General features: G+C 71.0%; 19 protein-coding genes and 1 tRNA gene. 12 read left to right on the top strand and 8 right to left on the bottom strand.

From position 1 onward, the window contains the following. Positions 1-8: 8 nt before the first annotated feature. Together NBT67_RS02195 and NBT67_RS02190 are read right to left on the bottom strand one after the other, a co-directional pair. On the bottom strand, positions 9-500 hold the full coding sequence (locus NBT67_RS02195) for a DUF5797 family protein (RefSeq protein WP_251343185.1): 492 nt from the start codon (positions 498-500) through the stop codon (positions 9-11). Beyond that, the gene (locus NBT67_RS02190; RefSeq protein WP_251343184.1) at positions 497-3,157 is read right to left on the bottom strand and encodes a heavy metal translocating P-type ATPase; all 2,661 of its coding nucleotides are present in this window, start codon (positions 3,155-3,157) and stop codon (positions 497-499) included. Before NBT67_RS02190 ends, NBT67_RS02195 begins: the two co-directional genes overlap by 4 nt. A 224-nt stretch (positions 3,158-3,381) precedes the next feature. Between NBT67_RS02190 and NBT67_RS02185 the strand changes: the two genes are divergently transcribed. Next, positions 3,382-3,597, top strand: coding sequence for a heavy-metal-associated domain-containing protein (locus NBT67_RS02185; RefSeq protein WP_251343183.1), 216 nt, complete (start codon positions 3,382-3,384; stop codon positions 3,595-3,597). 42 nt (positions 3,598-3,639) lie between these two features. After that, the gene (locus NBT67_RS02180) at positions 3,640-4,374 is read left to right on the top strand and encodes a DUF4396 domain-containing protein (RefSeq protein ID WP_251343182.1); all 735 of its coding nucleotides are present in this window, start codon (positions 3,640-3,642) and stop codon (positions 4,372-4,374) included. Positions 4,375-4,461: 87 nt separating this feature from the next. On the opposite strand, the gene NBT67_RS02175 is transcribed toward NBT67_RS02180, so the two are convergent. After that, on the bottom strand, positions 4,462-4,881 hold the full coding sequence (locus NBT67_RS02175) for a universal stress protein (RefSeq protein ID WP_251343181.1): 420 nt from the start codon (positions 4,879-4,881) through the stop codon (positions 4,462-4,464). 108 nt (positions 4,882-4,989) lie between these two features. Here NBT67_RS02175 and NBT67_RS02170 point away from each other — a divergent pair, with 108 nt between their 5' ends. From NBT67_RS02170 to NBT67_RS02155, 4 genes are all read left to right on the top strand, one after another. Further along, entirely contained in the window at positions 4,990-5,223 is a 234-nt protein-coding gene (locus tag NBT67_RS02170) for an LSM domain-containing protein (RefSeq protein WP_251343180.1), read from the top strand. Further along, positions 5,220-5,393, top strand: a complete 174-nt coding sequence (locus tag NBT67_RS02165) for a 50S ribosomal protein L37e (RefSeq protein WP_049936239.1) — start codon at positions 5,220-5,222, stop codon at positions 5,391-5,393. The genes NBT67_RS02170 and NBT67_RS02165 overlap by 4 nt, the downstream gene beginning before the upstream one ends. Positions 5,394-5,551: 158 nt before the next feature. Further along, positions 5,552-7,030 carry an amidophosphoribosyltransferase gene (purF, locus tag NBT67_RS02160; RefSeq protein WP_251343179.1) on the top strand — a complete coding sequence of 493 codons (1,479 nt, stop codon included), beginning with the start codon at positions 5,552-5,554 and terminating at the stop codon, positions 7,028-7,030. A gap of 94 nt (positions 7,031-7,124) precedes the next feature. After that, complete coding sequence (locus tag NBT67_RS02155) at positions 7,125-7,904, top strand: halocyanin domain-containing protein (protein WP_251343178.1); 780 nt, start codon at positions 7,125-7,127, stop codon at positions 7,902-7,904. A 66-nt stretch (positions 7,905-7,970) separates the two neighbouring features. On the opposite strand, the gene NBT67_RS02150 is transcribed toward NBT67_RS02155, so the two are convergent. The 3 genes from NBT67_RS02150 to NBT67_RS02140 form a co-directional block, all read right to left on the bottom strand. Next, complete coding sequence (locus NBT67_RS02150; protein WP_251343177.1) at positions 7,971-8,630, bottom strand: helix-turn-helix domain-containing protein; 660 nt, start codon at positions 8,628-8,630, stop codon at positions 7,971-7,973. Between the two features lie 81 nt (positions 8,631-8,711). After that, a complete protein-coding gene (gene nirK, locus NBT67_RS02145) occupies positions 8,712-9,806 on the bottom strand; it encodes a copper-containing nitrite reductase (protein ID WP_251343176.1) in 1,095 nt (364 codons plus the stop codon). Positions 9,807-9,990: 184 nt separating this feature from the next. Next, on the bottom strand, positions 9,991-10,395 hold the full coding sequence (locus tag NBT67_RS02140; RefSeq protein WP_251343175.1) for a MoaD/ThiS family protein: 405 nt from the start codon (positions 10,393-10,395) through the stop codon (positions 9,991-9,993). 123 nt (positions 10,396-10,518) lie between these two features. Here NBT67_RS02140 and NBT67_RS02135 point away from each other — a divergent pair, with 123 nt between their 5' ends. Both NBT67_RS02135 and NBT67_RS02130 read left to right on the top strand, forming a co-directional pair. Beyond that, positions 10,519-10,896, top strand: a complete 378-nt coding sequence (locus NBT67_RS02135; RefSeq protein WP_251343174.1) for a winged helix-turn-helix domain-containing protein — start codon at positions 10,519-10,521, stop codon at positions 10,894-10,896. Continuing rightward, positions 10,893-11,168, top strand: a complete 276-nt coding sequence (locus NBT67_RS02130; protein WP_251343173.1) for a DUF7521 family protein — start codon at positions 10,893-10,895, stop codon at positions 11,166-11,168. Before NBT67_RS02135 ends, NBT67_RS02130 begins: the two co-directional genes overlap by 4 nt. A gap of 5 nt (positions 11,169-11,173) precedes the next feature. Here NBT67_RS02130 and NBT67_RS02125 read toward each other — a convergent pair whose 3' ends face one another. Beyond that, positions 11,174-12,664, bottom strand: coding sequence for an outer membrane protein assembly factor BamB family protein (locus NBT67_RS02125; protein WP_251343172.1), 1,491 nt, complete (start codon positions 12,662-12,664; stop codon positions 11,174-11,176). Positions 12,665-12,709: 45 nt separating this feature from the next. Then, positions 12,710-13,270, bottom strand: a complete 561-nt coding sequence (locus NBT67_RS02120; protein ID WP_251343171.1) for a DUF420 domain-containing protein — start codon at positions 13,268-13,270, stop codon at positions 12,710-12,712. Between the two features lie 160 nt (positions 13,271-13,430). On the opposite strand from NBT67_RS02120, the gene NBT67_RS02115 reads away from it, so the two are divergent. From NBT67_RS02115 to NBT67_RS02100, 4 genes are all read left to right on the top strand, one after another. Further along, positions 13,431-13,515, top strand: a tRNA-Leu gene (locus NBT67_RS02115). A 146-nt stretch (positions 13,516-13,661) separates the two neighbouring features. Next, positions 13,662-14,000 (top strand): DUF7471 family protein, encoded by a 339-nt coding sequence (locus NBT67_RS02110; protein WP_251343170.1) that lies wholly within the window; start codon positions 13,662-13,664, stop codon positions 13,998-14,000. After that, on the top strand, positions 13,997-14,512 hold the full coding sequence (locus tag NBT67_RS02105) for a winged helix-turn-helix transcriptional regulator (protein ID WP_251343169.1): 516 nt from the start codon (positions 13,997-13,999) through the stop codon (positions 14,510-14,512). The genes NBT67_RS02110 and NBT67_RS02105 overlap by 4 nt, the downstream gene beginning before the upstream one ends. Before the next feature lie 54 nt (positions 14,513-14,566). Continuing rightward, positions 14,567-15,856: a DUF7405 family protein gene (locus NBT67_RS02100; protein ID WP_251343168.1), complete on the top strand. Its 1,290-nt coding sequence runs from the start codon at positions 14,567-14,569 to the stop codon at positions 15,854-15,856. Positions 15,857-15,914: the final 58 nt, after the last annotated feature.

Genomic DNA, 15,914 nt, shown 5'->3' with positions numbered 1-15,914 from the left:
GACCGCCACTAGACGACCTCCACGTCGACGTCGTCGCGCGCCACCGCGAGCTTGAAGGTGGGCACCGTGCGGTACACCACCTCGACGACGCCCTTGCGCCGGAGGCTCTGGAGCGCCTCGCGAACCGCGTCCACCTCGGGGTCGGCGTCGAACGACTCGCGGACCTTCTCGAGGACGCTCACGACGCTCTCGGAGCGTTCGTCGGGGCCGGCGACCACCTCGAACACCCACGCTTCGAGTTCCGGGACGCGGATCACCTGCGGGCCGTCCTCGCCGCCCTCCATGCCGGGTTCGACGCCGGTGAGTTCGGCCGCCTCGGGGGTCGCGCAGATGTAACTGTCGTCGTTGCGGTAGTAGTAGTCGCTCAGGTGGTCCTCCAGGTAGCCGTGGACCTCGCTGCCGCTGTCGAGTCCCCAGCGCTCCTGTAACTCCTTGTTCTTCGTCGGCTGGAGGCGGACGATATCCGCCAGTCGGTCGCGTTCCTCCGGGGACAGCGTCATCGGCCGGCGGTTCGGGAGTCTCCCATATCGGTGTTCCGTTCGCGGGTCGCGACGCCGCGGAGCCGACCGAGGAGCCGGTAGTCGTGGTCCGGGACGTACCGCCGGAACAGCAGGCTGTTGGAAAGCACCGAGACGCTGGAGAGGGCCATCGCACCCGCCGCGAGGACTGGCTGGAGCAGGCCCAGCGAGGCCAGCGGGATCATCGCGGTGTTGTAGCCGAGCGCCCAGACGAGGTTCTGCTCGACCTTCGCGAGGGTCGCCTCCGAGACCCGGACGGCCTTCAGGACGTCCAGCGGGTCGTCGCGCATCAGCGTCACGTCCGCCGCCTCGATGGCGACGTCGGTGCCCGAGCCGATGGCACAGCCGACGGCGGCGACGGCGAGGGCGGGGGCGTCGTTGACGCCGTCCCCGACCATCATCGCCGCGCGACCCTCCGCCTGAATCGCCTCGACGGCGTCCGACTTGTCCTCGGGGAGCACCTCCGCACGGACGTTTTCGGGGTCGATGCCCACCCGCTCGGCCACCGCGCGAGCGGTGCGCTCGTTGTCGCCGGTGAGCATCATCACGTCGATGCCCCGCTCGCGGAGCGCCCTCACCGCCTCCCTCGCGCTCGGCTTGACCGTGTCGGCGGCGGCGACGACGCCGAGCAGTTCGCCCTCGCCGTCCGCGGGCACGCGGGCGACCAGCATCGCCGTCTTCCCCTCGCGTTCGAGGCGTTCCATCACCTCGGCGGCCGGCGAGGGGTCGATCCCCGCGTCGCGGAGGAGCTTCCTGTTGCCGACGAACAGTTCGTCGCCCTCCACCGTCGCCCGGACGCCGTGTCCGGGCACGTTCTCGAAGTCGGCGGGGTCGTCGACCTCGACGCCGCGGTCCCGGGCGCCCTCGACGACGGCCCGGGCGAGGGGGTGTTCGCTCCCCCGCTCGGCCGTCGCGGCGACGCGGAGGACGTCCGCCTCGGTTCGGCCGCCGCGGGCCGCCAGCCGTCCGCCGTCGGCGGCGGCGTCGGGGACCGGTCCGTCGCCCTCGAACGCGACGACGTCGGTCAGTTCCATCTCGCCCTCGGTCAGCGTCCCCGTCTTGTCGAAGACGACCGTATCGACGTCCTTGGCGCGTTCGAGGACGTCGCCGCCCGTGAACAGGACGCCGTTCCGGGCGCCGATGGTCGTCCCCACCATCGTCGCCGCGGGCGTCGCCAGCCCCAGAGCACAGGGACAGGCGATGAGGACCGCCGAGGCGAAGACGACGACGGCGAACTCGAACCCCGAGACCGAGCCGCCGGCGACGGCGGGACCGCCGGCGACCAACCCCCACAGCGGGAGCCACTCGACGACGCCGGCGAGCGTCGCGGGGAAGAGGAACCAGGCGACCCCCCACAGGAGGGCGTTGGCGATGACCGCGGGCACGAAGTACGCCGAGATGCGGTCCGCGAGGGTCTGGATCTCCGGCTGTCGGGACTGGGCCTCCTCGACCGTCCGCACGATCCGCTGGATCGCCGTGTCCGCACCCACCTTCGTCGCTTCGACGACGAGGACGCCGTTCTCGTTGATCGTCGAGCCGATCACCTCGTCGCCCTCGCCCTTCCCGACGGGGACGGACTCCCCGGTGACCATCGACTCGTCGACGGCGCTCGACCCCTCGACGACGACGCCGTCCGTCGGGACCTTCTCGCCCGGGCGGACCCTCATCCGGTCGCCGACGGCGACGTCCTCCAGGGGGACCTCCTCCTCGGTGCCGTCCTCGCGGACGAGGGTGGCCGTCTCGGCCTCCATCTCCAGCAGTTCCCGCAGCGCGTCGCCGGCCTGCCCCTTCGACCGGGCTTCGAGGTAGTTCCCGAGCGTGATGAACACGAGGATGAGCGCCGCGGTGTCGAAGTAGAGGCCACCGGCGACCAGCCCGAGGAGGACGGCCACGGAGTAGACGTACGCCGTCGTCGACCCCAGCGCGATGAGGACGTCCATGTTGGCGCGGCCGTTCCGCACGAGCGCCGTGTAGGAGTTCCTGTAGAACGGCCGCCCGAGGACGAGCTGGACGGGCGTGGCGAGCAGGAACTCGACCCAGCCGAACCGGACGCCGAGGAGCCGGTCGGGGACGACGCCGCCGCCGAGCAGGAGTTTCTCCCCGAGGAGGAGCAACAGCGGAGCGGCGAGCGCGGCGCCGAAGGCGGTCAGCCGGAACTGCCTGCGGATCTCGTCCCGGCGCGCGACGTCGCGGGCGTCGTCCCCGCCCGCGTCCGCGTCCTCGCGAACCGGCGAGTACCCCGCGTCCTCCACGGCGGCGTAGAGCGCGTCGCGGTCGGTCTCCCCGGGGAGGTAGGTGACCCGTGCCTCGTCGGTGGCGTAGTTCACGTCGGCGTCGACGACGCCGGGGACGGCGTCGAGTGCCGCCTCGGTGGTCTCCGCGCAGTTCGCACACGACATGTCCGCGATGCCGACGGTCACCGACTCGGTGACCACGCCGTACCCCGCGTCCTCCACGGCGGCGACGATCTCGCGAAGCGACACCGCCTCGGGGTCGTACTCGACGGTCCCCTCGTCGGTGGCGAAGTTGACGGTCGCTCCGGACACGCCGTCGAGCGCCGACAGGGCGTCCTCGACCGTCGCCGAGCAGTCGGCACAGGACATCCCCGTGACGTCGAAGCGTGCGGTGCGAGCCTCCATGGTTGTTCACGGTAGGGGCTGCTCTCTTAGTTCGGTTGCGACTTCGACTGCGGTGATGTCTCCCCCTGTCGACTTTCGATTCGAAAGCGGCTCGCGCTGGCGGGCAGGCGTCGCCGCGCGGAGCGGCCGTCGGAGCGACGGACGGATCGGTCGCCGCGGTCCGCGGCGGGCTTGCACTCGAAACGGCAACTCACAAAGAGTGTCACCCCCTATCTCCCGTCGGGATGTCGCGAACGATCACCGTCGACGGGATGGCCTGCGCGAGTTGCGAACGGACGGTCGAGGGCGCTCTGGAAGCGGTCGACGGCGTCACGGTCGCGACGGCCGACGCCGACGCCGCGTCGGCGACCGTCGACGGGAACGTGGGTCGGGGCGCGCTCGTCGCCGCCGTGGAGGACGCGGGGTACGAGGCGTCGCCACCCTCGTTCTCGGCGCACTGAGCGGATCGACGGGCAGTCCCCCGCCACGCACACGGAGCAATCATGCCACTGGCACGCGTTCTCACGTGGATCGAGCGATCGTTCGAGCCGGTTCGTGAGCTACTGCGGCCGGTGCTGTCGGACCCGCTGGTGATCGGCGTCTGGGCGCTCCTGATCGTCACGTCCGTCGCCGTCCTCCTGTGGGACCTCCGCCGGCACAGCCGGGCGCTGCCCTCGCTGATGAAGGGCGTCTGGGCGCTCGTCGTGCTGTACTCCGGACCGTTCGGCCTGCTGCTCTACTGGTACGCCGGCCGGACGGGGATCAGCCACGACTCGCTGTGGCGCCGGGGCGTCCGCTCGACGGCGCACTGTTACTCGGGGTGTGGCGCCGGCGAAGTCGTCGGCATCACGCTGGCACAGGGCATCCTCGCCCTCGCGGTCGGGTGGGTCGCCGCCGTCACCTTCGGGTTCGCGTACCTCTTCGGCTTCGGGCTCACCGTCGGCCCCCTGATGCAGGAGGGCGTCGGGTTCCGCGAGGCGATGGCCGACGCGCTGTACAGCGAGACGCCGTCGATCACGGTCATGGAGGTGGTCGCCATCGGAGCCGACCTCCTGCTCGCGGCCGACACCCACATGGGACAGCCGCTGTTCTGGATGGCGCTGGCGCTCTCGCTCTCGCTCGGCTTCCTCGCCGCCTTCCCCGTGAACGTCGTCCTCGTCCACCTCGGCGTCAAGGAGGGGATGAAGAACCCCGCGGAGATGGACGCCGACGGCCGGTCGGGGGCGACGGCCGACTGAGTGATCCGACGCGCCGCCGCTCGCTCGTCGGACCCGAGCGGTTCTCGGCGCCGTCCGCCGGTGGTCACACGGTACCTGGACCCGGGGTCACCGAACGACGGTCACCGGGACGGGCGATCCGCGGACGACCTTCTCGGCGACGTTGCCGATGAACAGCCGATCGGACAGGCTGCCGCTGTGCGAGCCGATCACGACCGTATCGAAGTCCACGGCACGCTCGACGATGGTTCGGGCCGGATGTCCGAGTCGCACCTCGGTGTCGACGTCGACGCCGTACTCGGCTGCGACGTCGCGGGCGCGGTCGAGAGCCTCGCTCGCGCGCTCCTCCGCGGCCGCCTGCACGTCGTCGGCGAGCGCGAGGTCCGTCGCCGCCCCCATCATCGGCGACGGGCCGCCGCCGACGTGGAGGACCGTTATCTCGGCGTCGTCGAACGTCTCGAGCGCGTACCGGAGGGCGCCGGCGGCCATCTCCGAGTCGTCGACCGGGACGAGGACGCGAAAGGTCATAGGGGTGATACGCCGGACGGCGGAATAAGCGCTCCGACGGGGCCTCGTGCGGGCGATACGGTGTGACCTTCGGTACGTTTATTATTCCGACCCTCGGCCTTTGTGTGCATGGGCGGACGACCCCTCGACGTGCTGGAGGCCTCGTTGGACGAGGACGTGATGGTGTATCTCAAGGACGGCCGTGCGTTCCAGGGCGTCCTCGGCGGGTACGACCAGCACATGAACGTCGTGCTCGAACCTGGCGACGAGATCGACGAGGGCGCCCTCGGCGATCCGGACGTCGAGCAGGTCGACAACACAACCATTATACGCGGCGACAACGTCGTGACGATAAGTACATGACGGGAGCAGGAACGCCGAGTCAGGGCAAGAAGAACAAGACGACCCACGTCAAGTGTCGACGCTGCGGTGAGAAATCCTACCACGTCCGGAAGAAGGTCTGCTCGTCGTGTGGCTTCGGCAAATCGGCCAAGCGCCGCGACTACGAGTGGCAGAGCAAGGCCGGCGAGTAGCGTCGGTCCGACCGCGTCTTTCCCTCTCCTTCTCCGGACCTCGCGTGCCGTTCGGCGGTAGTAGACGCCCTCGAACGGCCGGTCGGCGATTTCGATGCCGATCGCCCGAACGGGCGCAATAGCGTGGCTTTTTACCCCGCGGTACACTACGAACGCCCATGGCAAACGGGCGGGACCACCGGACCCCGGACGGGATGACCGAGAAGTGTGGCGTCGTCGGGATTTCGCTCGCCGACCGCGACGCCGCTCGTCCCCTGTACTACTCGCTGTACGCGCTCCAGCACCGGGGACAGGAGTCGGCCGGCATCGTGACTCACGACGGATTCCAGCAACACAGCCACGTGGAGATGGGTCTGGTGGGGGACGTCTTCGACGCCGACGACCTCGGGCAGTTGAACGGGGCGGCGGGGATCGGTCACGTCCGCTACCCCACCTCGGGCGGCGTCAACGCCTGTTGCGCCCAGCCGTTCTCCGTCTCGTTCAAGTCGGGATCGCTCGGCCTCGCACACAACGGCAACCTCGTCAACGCCGCGGAGATCCGGGCGGAACTGGAGTCGCTCGGCCACGCCTTCACCTCCAACGGTGACACCGAGGTGATCGCCCACGACCTCGCGCGCAACTTACTGGAGGAGGACCTCGTCCGGGCGGTCAAGCGAACGATGAGCCGCATCCACGGCTCCTACGCCCTGACGATCATGCACGACGAGGCGGTGCTCGGGGTCAGGGATCCGGAGGGGAACCGGCCGCTGTGCATCGGGAAACTCGACGACGGCTACGTGCTGGCCTCGGAGTCGGCGGCCATCGACACGCTCGACGGCGAACTCGTTCGCGACGTGGCACCGGGGGAACTGATCGTCCTCGAACCCGACGGCTCCGGCTTCGACTCCTATCAACTCGTCGACCGCGACGCCACGGCCCACTGCTTTTTCGAACACGTCTACTTCGCCCGCCCGGACTCGGTCATCGACGACGGCCTCGTCTACGAGGTGCGCCGGAACCTCGGGCGCGAACTCTGGACCGAGAGCGGCATCGAGACGGACGTGGTGATGCCGGTCCCCGACTCCGGGCGCTCCTTCGCCTCCGGTTACGCCGAGGCCGCGAACGACGACGGCGCCGACGTCGAGTTCGCGGAGGGACTGATGAAGAACCGCTACGTCGGCCGAACGTTCATCATGCCGACACAGGACGAACGCGAGCGCGCGGTGCGGCTGAAGCTCAACCCGATCCGCAGCACCGTCGAGGGGAAGACGGTCACCATCATCGACGACAGCATCGTCCGGGGCACCACCTCGACGCAACTGGTCGACCTGATCCGCGACGCCGGCGCCGAGGAGGTCCACGTCCGCATCGGCGCCCCGCCCATCGTCGCCCCCTGCTACATGGGCATCGACATGGCGAGTCGCGACGAACTCATCGCCGCCGATCGGAGCGTCGACGACATCCGCGAGGCCATCGGCGCCGACAGCCTCTCGTATCTCTCCATCGACGCCATCGCCGGCGTCCTCGACCGCTCTCGGGGCGACCTCTGTCTCGGCTGTGTGACCGGCGAGTACCCCTACGACATCGAGGGCGAGCGGACGGACCGCGACGTCTCCCGGCCCGTCGTCGGGAGCGAGTCCGCGCCGGCGGACGACTGATCCGCCGTCGAGTCACCGAACTGACCGAAAAACCGGCAATTGGACGCGAAACCGGCAATATTTTTGAAGGGGTCGTGTGTAGGGGCAGGCGACCATGAGCGAGGAACGGAACGTGCGGCTGGGGCGACGGCGGCTGTTGCGGGCGGGCGCCGGTGCCGTCGGAGCCGGGCTGGTCGGTGCGGGAGCGGCCGGCCCCGCGGCGGCACAGTCCGGACCGTTCGGCGGCTGGATGAGCGACGTGAGCAACTACGATGGCGTCGTCGACATGACCGGTTCCGGCGAAGTGACCGTCGACGTCGGCGTCCAGGCCAACAACGCCGCGTACGGGTTCGGGCCGGCGGCCATCCAGGTCGACACCGGCACGACCGTCGTCTGGGAGTGGACGGGCGAGGGCAACCTCCACAACGTCGTCGCCGAGTCCGGCGGCGACTTCGAGAGCGAACTCACCCAGGAGGCCGGCTTCACGTTCGAACACACCTTCGAATCCGAGGGCGTGGTACAGTATTTCTGTCAGCCCCACCGCGCGCTCGGGATGAAGGGCGTGGTCGTCGTCGGCGACGCCGTCCCCGAGGGTGCCGAAGTCGTCGGCGGTGGCGGGGGCGGGGGCGGTGGCGGCTCCGGAAGCGGCTCCGGAGGCGGAAGTGGTAGCTCCGGCGGCTCCGGCGGCTCCGGCGGCGAGGGGAGCACCAGCGGCTCGGGCGACGGCGGCATGGGCGCGGGCGGCCGGATCATGTCCCTGACGATCGGCGGGTCGCTCGTCGCCGCGTTCCTCTCGCCCGTCGTCTTCGGCATCGTGTTGATGCTCAGGAACGCGGGCGGCGCCAGCCCGGAGGAGTCGGGCGTCGAGCACGGCGATCCGAGCCACGAGGACTGAGAGTAGCGATCGAAACGGGTCACACGTCCGATCGCAGTACGTCGTCAGATCCGTGTTGAGTGGCGTTCACTCGGTACTGTGGGCGCGCTCGTCGACGACGCTCGCGTCGGAGACGAACGCCCGGACGATGGCGCTCTCGGCCCGGTGGAGCCGTTCGCTGGCCGTCGACTTCGCGATGCCGAGATGCTCCGCGAGCGCCGTCAGCGTACACGTTCTCGGCGTGTCGTAGTAGCCCAGCTCGACCGCCGTCTCGAGCAGGTCGCGCTGGCGGTCGCTCACGACCGACTCGGGGTCCATCGAGGTGCGGACCGACCGCACGTCGAACTCCAGCCCGAAGGTGCGGAACTGCTCCGCGAGCGACGACAGCCGATCCCGGGAGGCGGTGATTTCGAGGTCCGCGACGCCGTCGACGATGGTGACGGGCGGTTCGAACGGCGCCCGCGAGTTGCGAACCGAGAGGAGAAGCAGCGGGTCGTCCGTCTCGAACTGGACCAGCGCCCGGTCGTCGCCGCGGTGGAGCACCTCGAACACCCGGACGCCAGCGGTCCGATCGAGCCGCGAGAGGACGGCCTCGAGGTCGGCGGCCGTGATTTCGACCAGGCCGACGCCCGTCTCGTCGTCGGGGAGCGCTGCGAGGACGCGGAAGGTCGCGTCCGGATACCGCGAGGAGAGGTCGGCGATCCAGACGTCCTCGGGGAGCGTCACCGCGAGTCGAGCCGTGGGCATGGCTCTCGGTAGACCGCCGAGGGGTTATATGCCCTCGGCTCGGCCGCCGACGGCGCGACCGGGGCGTCGCGCCCGGTCCCGTCAGGCGCTCGCCGTCCCACCCTCCCCGCTCTGCGGGTCCGGATCGAAGACGTCGGGGCGCTCCTCGCCCTCGGCGGTGACGATGGCCAGACAGCCGCGGCGGGCGACCCGACTCAGCGCGTGATCGACGAGCTTGAAGTTGCCCGGGACGGGGAAGGTCATCGTCGCGATGCACGTGCTCCCGGGGGCGACCGGCGAGGTCTGGATGTGGGTCTGGGGCTCGGTGGTGAGCGACCCCTGGGGCCAGAACTCCTCCCAGACGTTGCCGATGGGGTGGAAGCTGCTGGTGAGGTTCGGGCCGCCGGTGACGAAGTAGACCCGCGCGGTGTCGCCGGTCGACACCGTCGCCGCCGACCCGTGGACGCTCGGCGTCATGGCGTACTTCTCGCCGTTCATGACGACGTAGGTCGGGTCCTCCCGCTTCATCGCCGCCATGTCGAAGCTGTGGGTGCCCTCCTGTCCGGGTTGGCCGTCGGTGTAGATCTCGTGTTGGCCGAGGTAGAGTTCGTGGTCGACCGACGGCATCCCCTCCTCGGGTTCGACGAGGATGATCCCGAACATGCCGGCGCTGATGTGCATGTCGAGGTTCGGGACGGCGCAGTGGTAGATGTACGCGCCGGGGTAGGTGGCCTTGAACCGCAGGTGGGCCGTCTCCCCGGGTGCGGTCATCGTCGCCTCGGCGCCGCCGCCGGGACCCGCGGCCGCGTGGAAGTCGACGTTGTGCGGCAGGGCGTTGTTCGAGGGGTTCTCGAAGGTGAGGTTCACCGTGTCGCCCTTCCGGACCCGGATCATCGGCCCCGGCACCTGCCCGTTGTAGGTCATGTAGTCGAACGTGACGCCGGGTTCGATCTCGGCGGTCACCTCCTCGGGGCGGAGCGTCACGTCGACCTCCGCGGGTTCGCTCCGGTCGATCGGCTCCGGGATGTCCGTCGGGTCGGCCGCGATCCGGTCGACGCTCGGCGTGGACTGCTGCTCAACGCGGTCGCGCTGTTTCTCGGCGTCCGCCGTGGGCGCCCGAACGGTACACCCTGCCGCCGCCGCCGCACCGCCGACACCGAGCGCCTGAAGCGCCCGGCGACGGGTGGTTTCGAACATTGGGTGTCACCTCTATTCGGAGGATGGCAGGCCACGGGTATCAACCGCCGACCCGATTCCTGTGGGGTGGGTCCGTGGGCGAACCGGTTCGGGTCGCACGGAAAAAGGCAGGGGACGCGAGGGCGGAGACGGCCACACCGACGGGTGAGCCACCGACACCGAACCGCCGCGAGAACCCGCCGCGTCAGCAACAGAAGATGAAGGGGTAGACGAAGCTCACGCGGTCGCCGTCCTCGATCTTCGTGTCGAAGCCGTCGAGGACCTCGTTGAACTTCCCGTTGACCAGCACCCGGGCGTAGGGTTTGGTCTGCTCGCCCTCCGGGTTCTTGTGCCACGTGCCGGGGAGGTTCTCTGGCGGTTTCGCCCACCCGTCCGTCGTCGCCTCGGCCTCCGTCTCCGCGATCAGCATCTCCGCCAGCTCCGGGTGGTCGTCGAAGAAGGCCTCCAGCAGGTCACGGAGGGTGTCGCCCTCGAACGTGAACTCCTGGTGGGGTCGCTCCATGGCGTCGCGGACGTGCCCCGTCGCGCGCAGGTGGACCGTCGTCGTGTGCGGTTCGGCTCGGCGCTCCGACTCCGTGGTCGTGCTCATGACGACTGTCAGTACGCGCTCATCCACCGAAAACCTGTGTCCGAACATGTTCGACGGGGGTGTGAGCGGCGCTCGCGCCGTCCGCACCGGCGGGCCTAAGTGACTCCCTCGGCGAGGGTCGGTATGGTGCGCGATCCGCTGTCGGGCGACGACCCGCCCGACCTGCAGTCGGTGCTTGACGCGCTCGACGACGCCGACTGCCGGACCATCATCCAGCACCTCGACGAGCCGATGACGGCCACCGAGGTGTCGGAGGAGTGTGACATCCCCATGTCTACGACCTACAGAAAGCTCGACCTGCTGACCGAGGCGTCGCTGCTCGCCGAGGGGACGGAGATCAGACCCGACGGCCACCACGCGACCCGGTACGAAGTCGACTTCGACGCCGTCGCCATCGGACTGACCGAGGACCGGGAACTCGACGTGACCATCGACCGACCGTCCCGCACCGCCGACGAACGGCTCGCGTCGCTGTGGGGGGAGGTGCGCAAGGAGACATGAACCACCTCGACATCGCGCTCGTGGCCGTCAAGACCGGCACGCTCCTGCTCGGGAGCCTCATCACCTACCTCTCCCTGAAGGCGTATCGGCGGACGGGCGCGTCCTCGCTTCGCGCGCTCGCCATCGGCTTCGGGCTGGTCACCGTCGGCGCGCTCCTCGCCGGCGTCGGCCACCAGTTCACCGCGCTGTCGCTGGCCTCCTCCGTCGTCATCGAGAGCGGCCTCACGCTCGTCGGGTTCGCAGTCATCGTCTACTCCCTGTACGCCGAGTGACGCCCTCACTCGGGGTCGCCGAGCGCGTAGAGGCCGTCGTCGCCCACGGCGTAGACGCCCCCGTTCGCCACCGCCAGCGCGCCGAATCCCGTCGCCTCGACGTCGAAGGTCCACCGTGAACTCCCGTCGGCCGCGTCCAGGGCGTGGAGGCTCCCGGCCGTCGGATCGAGCGTTCCGGCGGTGCCCACGTAGACGGTATCGCCCGCCACCGCCGGCGCCCCGGGCGACCGGGACGTCTCGAACGCCCACCGCTCGCTTCCGTCGGCAGCGTCCAGCGCACACAGGCGTTCGCCCATCCCGACGTAGACGGTCCCGTCCGCCACCGCCGGCGCCCCGCCCACGCCCCCCGCCGTCTCCGCCGTCCACGACGTCGTCCCGTCGGCCGCGTCCAGGGCGCTGACGGCGCCGCGACAGGCCGCGTAGACGACGCCGTCGACCACGGCCGGCGGAATCAGGGACCGGTGAGCCATCTCGAACCGCCAGCGTTCGGCGCCGTCGGCCGCGTCCAGGGCGACGACCGCGCCGTTCGAGACCGTGGCGAAGACGCGCCCGTCGGCCACCGCCGGCGGGCCGCACACGGGCGCCCCGGCCCCGACCTCGGTCCGCCAGCGCTCGCTCCCGTCGGCCGCGTCGACGGCGACCACCGTCCCCGCCTCGTCGGTGGCGTAGACGACGCCCCCGTCCACCGCCGGCGGACCAAAGACCGCGTCCGGCGTCGCCGCCGTCCACTCGCGGCCGCCGTCGGCCGCGTCCAGGGCGAGCACGCCGTCCGGACTCGGGGCGTAGGCGGTGCCGTCGACCACCGTCGGGGTCGGCGTCACGTCGCCCCCGGTCTCGACCGTCCACCGCGCGCTCCCGTCGGCCGCGTCGGCGGCCACGACCGTCCCGCCGTCGCCGAAGTGGACCGTCCCCTCCGCGAACGTCGGGGACGCCTCCACCCCGCGGTGCCCGCCGGTGAGCGCGACGCGCCACCGGCCGGCGACGTCGCCGGTCGGTCCCGCCCCCTCCGGGGCGTATCCCGTGTTCCGCGCGTCGAAGCGCCACGCGGGCCACGTCCCGGCGGGTGGCGACGCCGTGCCGGGCGCGGGCGACGGCGTCGCCTCGGCCGTCGACTCGGACGCCGCCTCGGACCGACGGTCGGGGGCGACTCGCTCGTCGGCCGGCGCGGGGTCGACCGGGGTCGCGCCGTCGAGGGCCGAGAGCGCCTCGCGTGCGGCCTCGCTCACCGCGGGGTCGTCGTCGAGTCGCAGGTCGCCGAGGCGGCCCTCGGCGTCGACGAGGCCGAGGGTGGCGACCAGCCGACACGCCGCCGCCCGGACGGCGGGGTCGTCGTCGCCGAGGCGGTCACGGATCGCCGACGCCTCCCGGGCGACGTGGCGCGGACGGGTCTCGGCCAGCGAGGCGAGGCGGTCCATCGCGTCGCGGCGGGTCGCGGCCTCCGGCGACGAGAGCCGATCGGCCAGCGCCGACGGGGTCGGGTCCGTGTCGTCGGTCATCGGCCACCGATTGTGCCACCGCCGCCTTATGGGTCACGCCGCCGCTCAGTAGAGCACGTACAGCAGGGCGTAGACGGCGTTGCCGAGGACGAACGAGACCAGCCAGAGGCTCGCCGCCACGCGGCCGACGCGGGCGTGGGGCGTGTCGACGAGCGCCGAGACGGGGCGGGTCGTCGCGAGGAGGAGGACGTAGTACAGCAGCGGGATGCAGACCATCGCGAGGAGGACGTGGACGGCGAGGAGGGGGAGATACACCCACGTGTAGACGGCCTCGGGGCCGGGGAACGGGGCCGGTCCCTCTAGGATCACCTTGTAGAGGTAGAGCGCGAGGAAGGCGGCGAACAGGGCGGCCGAGGACAGCATCATCGCGCGGTGTTTCGCGAACTCGCGCCGGCGAGCGAAGACCACGCCGGCGAGGATAGTACCGACGGCGACGGTGCTGACGACGGCGTTGACGTGGGGGATGACCGCCAGCACCGTCTCGGGGGCGCGCGGAATCGCACCCCGGGGGATGGCACCGAGCGCCGCGCCGAACACCAGCGCGAGCGACGCGACGGTCAGGACCGCCGTGAGTTCCGGCACGCGGTTCCGGGCTCGTAGCGCCATGGGCGACCTTGGGCCGGCGAGCCACAAAACGGCAGCGGGTTCCGGCGGCCGGCGCCCGTCGACCGACGGCGGGCGACCGGAGGCGGGAGCGACGGGGAAAAGGAAAGCCATTTCAAATACCCCCGACAACGGTGGTATGCGTACCACAGAACCCGTGCGAGCGTGGGTAGCCAAGCTAGGCCAACGGCGCAGCGTTGAGGGCGCTGTCCCATAGGGGTCCGCCGGTTCAAATCCGGTCCCACGCATCGCATCGGCGCGAGCGAACGCGAGCGCCGACGGATGCAGGTGATTCCCGTTCGGGACATCACCCACGCACAACTTCTCCCGACGCAACGTCGCGAGCGGCCGCGCCGACGAAGCGTTCAGGTGGCTACGGCCCGAACGGGCGGGCATGTCGCTCCCGTTCGTGTCGTTACACGCCGTCGCGGGCGGCGTCGCGTCGGTCGGTCTCCTCGCCGTCGTCGCCGTCGCCGCCCTGGGGGCCGCCGTCCTCCTCGGGCTCTCCTTTGCCGCCTTCGTGCAGCGACGGTCCCGACCCTACCTCCTGATCGTCGCCGCCTTCGCCGCGTTGCTCGGCCGCTCGGCCGTCCTCGGGGTGAGCATGCTCGGCGTCCTCTCGCCGACGAACCACCACCTCTTCGAACACGGCCTCGACGTGGTGCTGGTGGCGCTGGTGGTCGCGGCGGTGTACTACGCCCGGACCGTCCGCCGGGAGGTGTCGGCGTCGTGACGAGGCAGCGCGAGCGCATCCGCCACCACGTCGCCGCCAACCCGGGCGTCCACTTCAACGAACTCGCCCGCGAACTCGACCTGGCGACGGGGCAGGTCCAGCACCACCTCAAGACGCTCCGGCGGGCGGACGACGTGGTCGCGGAACCGCTGTACGGCCGCACCCACTACTACACGCCCGAGTACGACGCGGCGGAGCGGGGCGCCATCGCCGTCCTGCGCCGCGAGACGGCGCGGGACGTGTTGCTCCACCTGATCGACGAGGGGCCCGGTCCGCCGGGGACGGTCGCCGACGACCTCGGAATCGCCCGGAGCACGCTGGAGTGGCACCTCGATCACCTGATCGAACAGGACCTCGTCGAGAAGCGCCGCGACGACCGCGACCGCGTGACGCTCGGGCTCTCGCGCCCCGAGGCGACCGCCCGGGCGCTGCGGGAGGTCGAACCCACCCTCCCGGAACGGCTCGTCGACCGGTTCACGCGGCTGGTGGACGGCCTCGTCTCGGAGGAGTAGCCTTCGAGAGCCGAACCACAATCCGCTTCCCGCCGAGGGCCGTAGTGGCGATGGATGTCCCCCGAAGGCGACCGCTCGCGACGGGCCGTCCTGAAGGCCGCCGTCGCGATGGGCGGCGCGAGCGCCCTGAGCGCCTGTCTGGACCGCGCCGGCGACGATCCGGTGCCGACCGGTGACCCCGAAGCCAAGCCGTCGAGCCAGCACGCCTGGCGCGAGTACGTCCGCCACGACGAACACGGCAACACGCAGCTTCCAGCCCACCAGATCCTCCTGTACCTCGACCTGCCGTTCGACGGGCCGCCGAACGCCGACGACCGGGCGGCGCTCGCGGCGTCGCTCGACGCGTTGGACCGAGCCTACGCGTGGAGCCACGAGGGGCTCCTCCACTCGATGGCCTACTCGCCGGCCTACTTCGACCGGTTCGACGAGTCGCTGCCCGAGGGGATCGACCTCCCGGAGCCGACGGCGCTGTCGCCGTTCGAGTCGCCGACCTTCGACCGGCAGGACGCGGTGCTCCACCTGGCGAGCGACCGGGCCGACGTCGTCCTCGCGGCCGACCGGGCGCTCCGGGGGGAGCGGGCGTCGGCAAACGGCGTGTCCGTCCCACCGCTCACCGAGGTGGCGACGGTGGCCTCCCGGCGGACGGGCTTCGTCGGCGCGGGACTGCCCGCCGAACACCAGGACGCCGCGGGGATTCCGGACTCGAAGCCCGTCCCCGAGGCGTCGCCGCTGTTCATGGGGTTCGAGGCGGGGTTCCGGGGCAACCAGGCGACCGAGTCGTACGTCACCATCGACTCCGGGCCGTTCGCGGGCGGGACGACCGAGGTGATCGCCAACCTCCGGCAACGGCTGGCCGACTGGTACGGCGAGCAGTCCTACGAGGAGCGGGTGATGGAGCTGTTCAGCCCGGGCCACGCCGCGGAGGGCCTCGTCGAGGGGGTCGGAAGCAACCTCGGGTCGTCGAGCGGGATCGACCGGTTCGTCGACGACGTCGCCGACCACGCCCGGGAGTACGGCCGCGTCGGCCACGCCCAGAAGGCGGCGCGGGCGAACCGCGACGACGAGGGGAACGTGCGCCTGCTCCGCCGGCACTTCGAGTCGACCGACGACATCGGCTCGGAGCAGGCGGTCGCGAGCCTGCATTTCCCGTCGCTCCAGCGACGCATCTCGGCGTTCGAGGAGGTCCGCCGCGCGATGAACGGAACGGACGTGACGGAGGTGACGCCGGCGGTGCGCCAGCGCGTCAACAACGGCATCCTGGAGTACATCTTCGTCCGCCGTCGGGGGTACTTCCTCCTCCCGCCGCGTCGACACCGGGCGCTGCCGACGCCGCGCCCGGCGTGAGGGCGGCGTTCGACGACCGGACCAGAACCGGTTTTCCCGGCGAGCCCCGAGCGGGGGT

It is taken from the genome of Haloplanus sp. GDY1 (assembly GCF_023703775.1).
In the GTDB taxonomy this organism is placed as follows: Archaea; Halobacteriota; Halobacteria; order Halobacteriales; family Haloferacaceae; genus Haloplanus; species Haloplanus halophilus.
The sequence above is the reverse complement of the archived record's forward strand: the minus strand, read 5'-3'. Positions and strand labels throughout refer to the sequence as shown.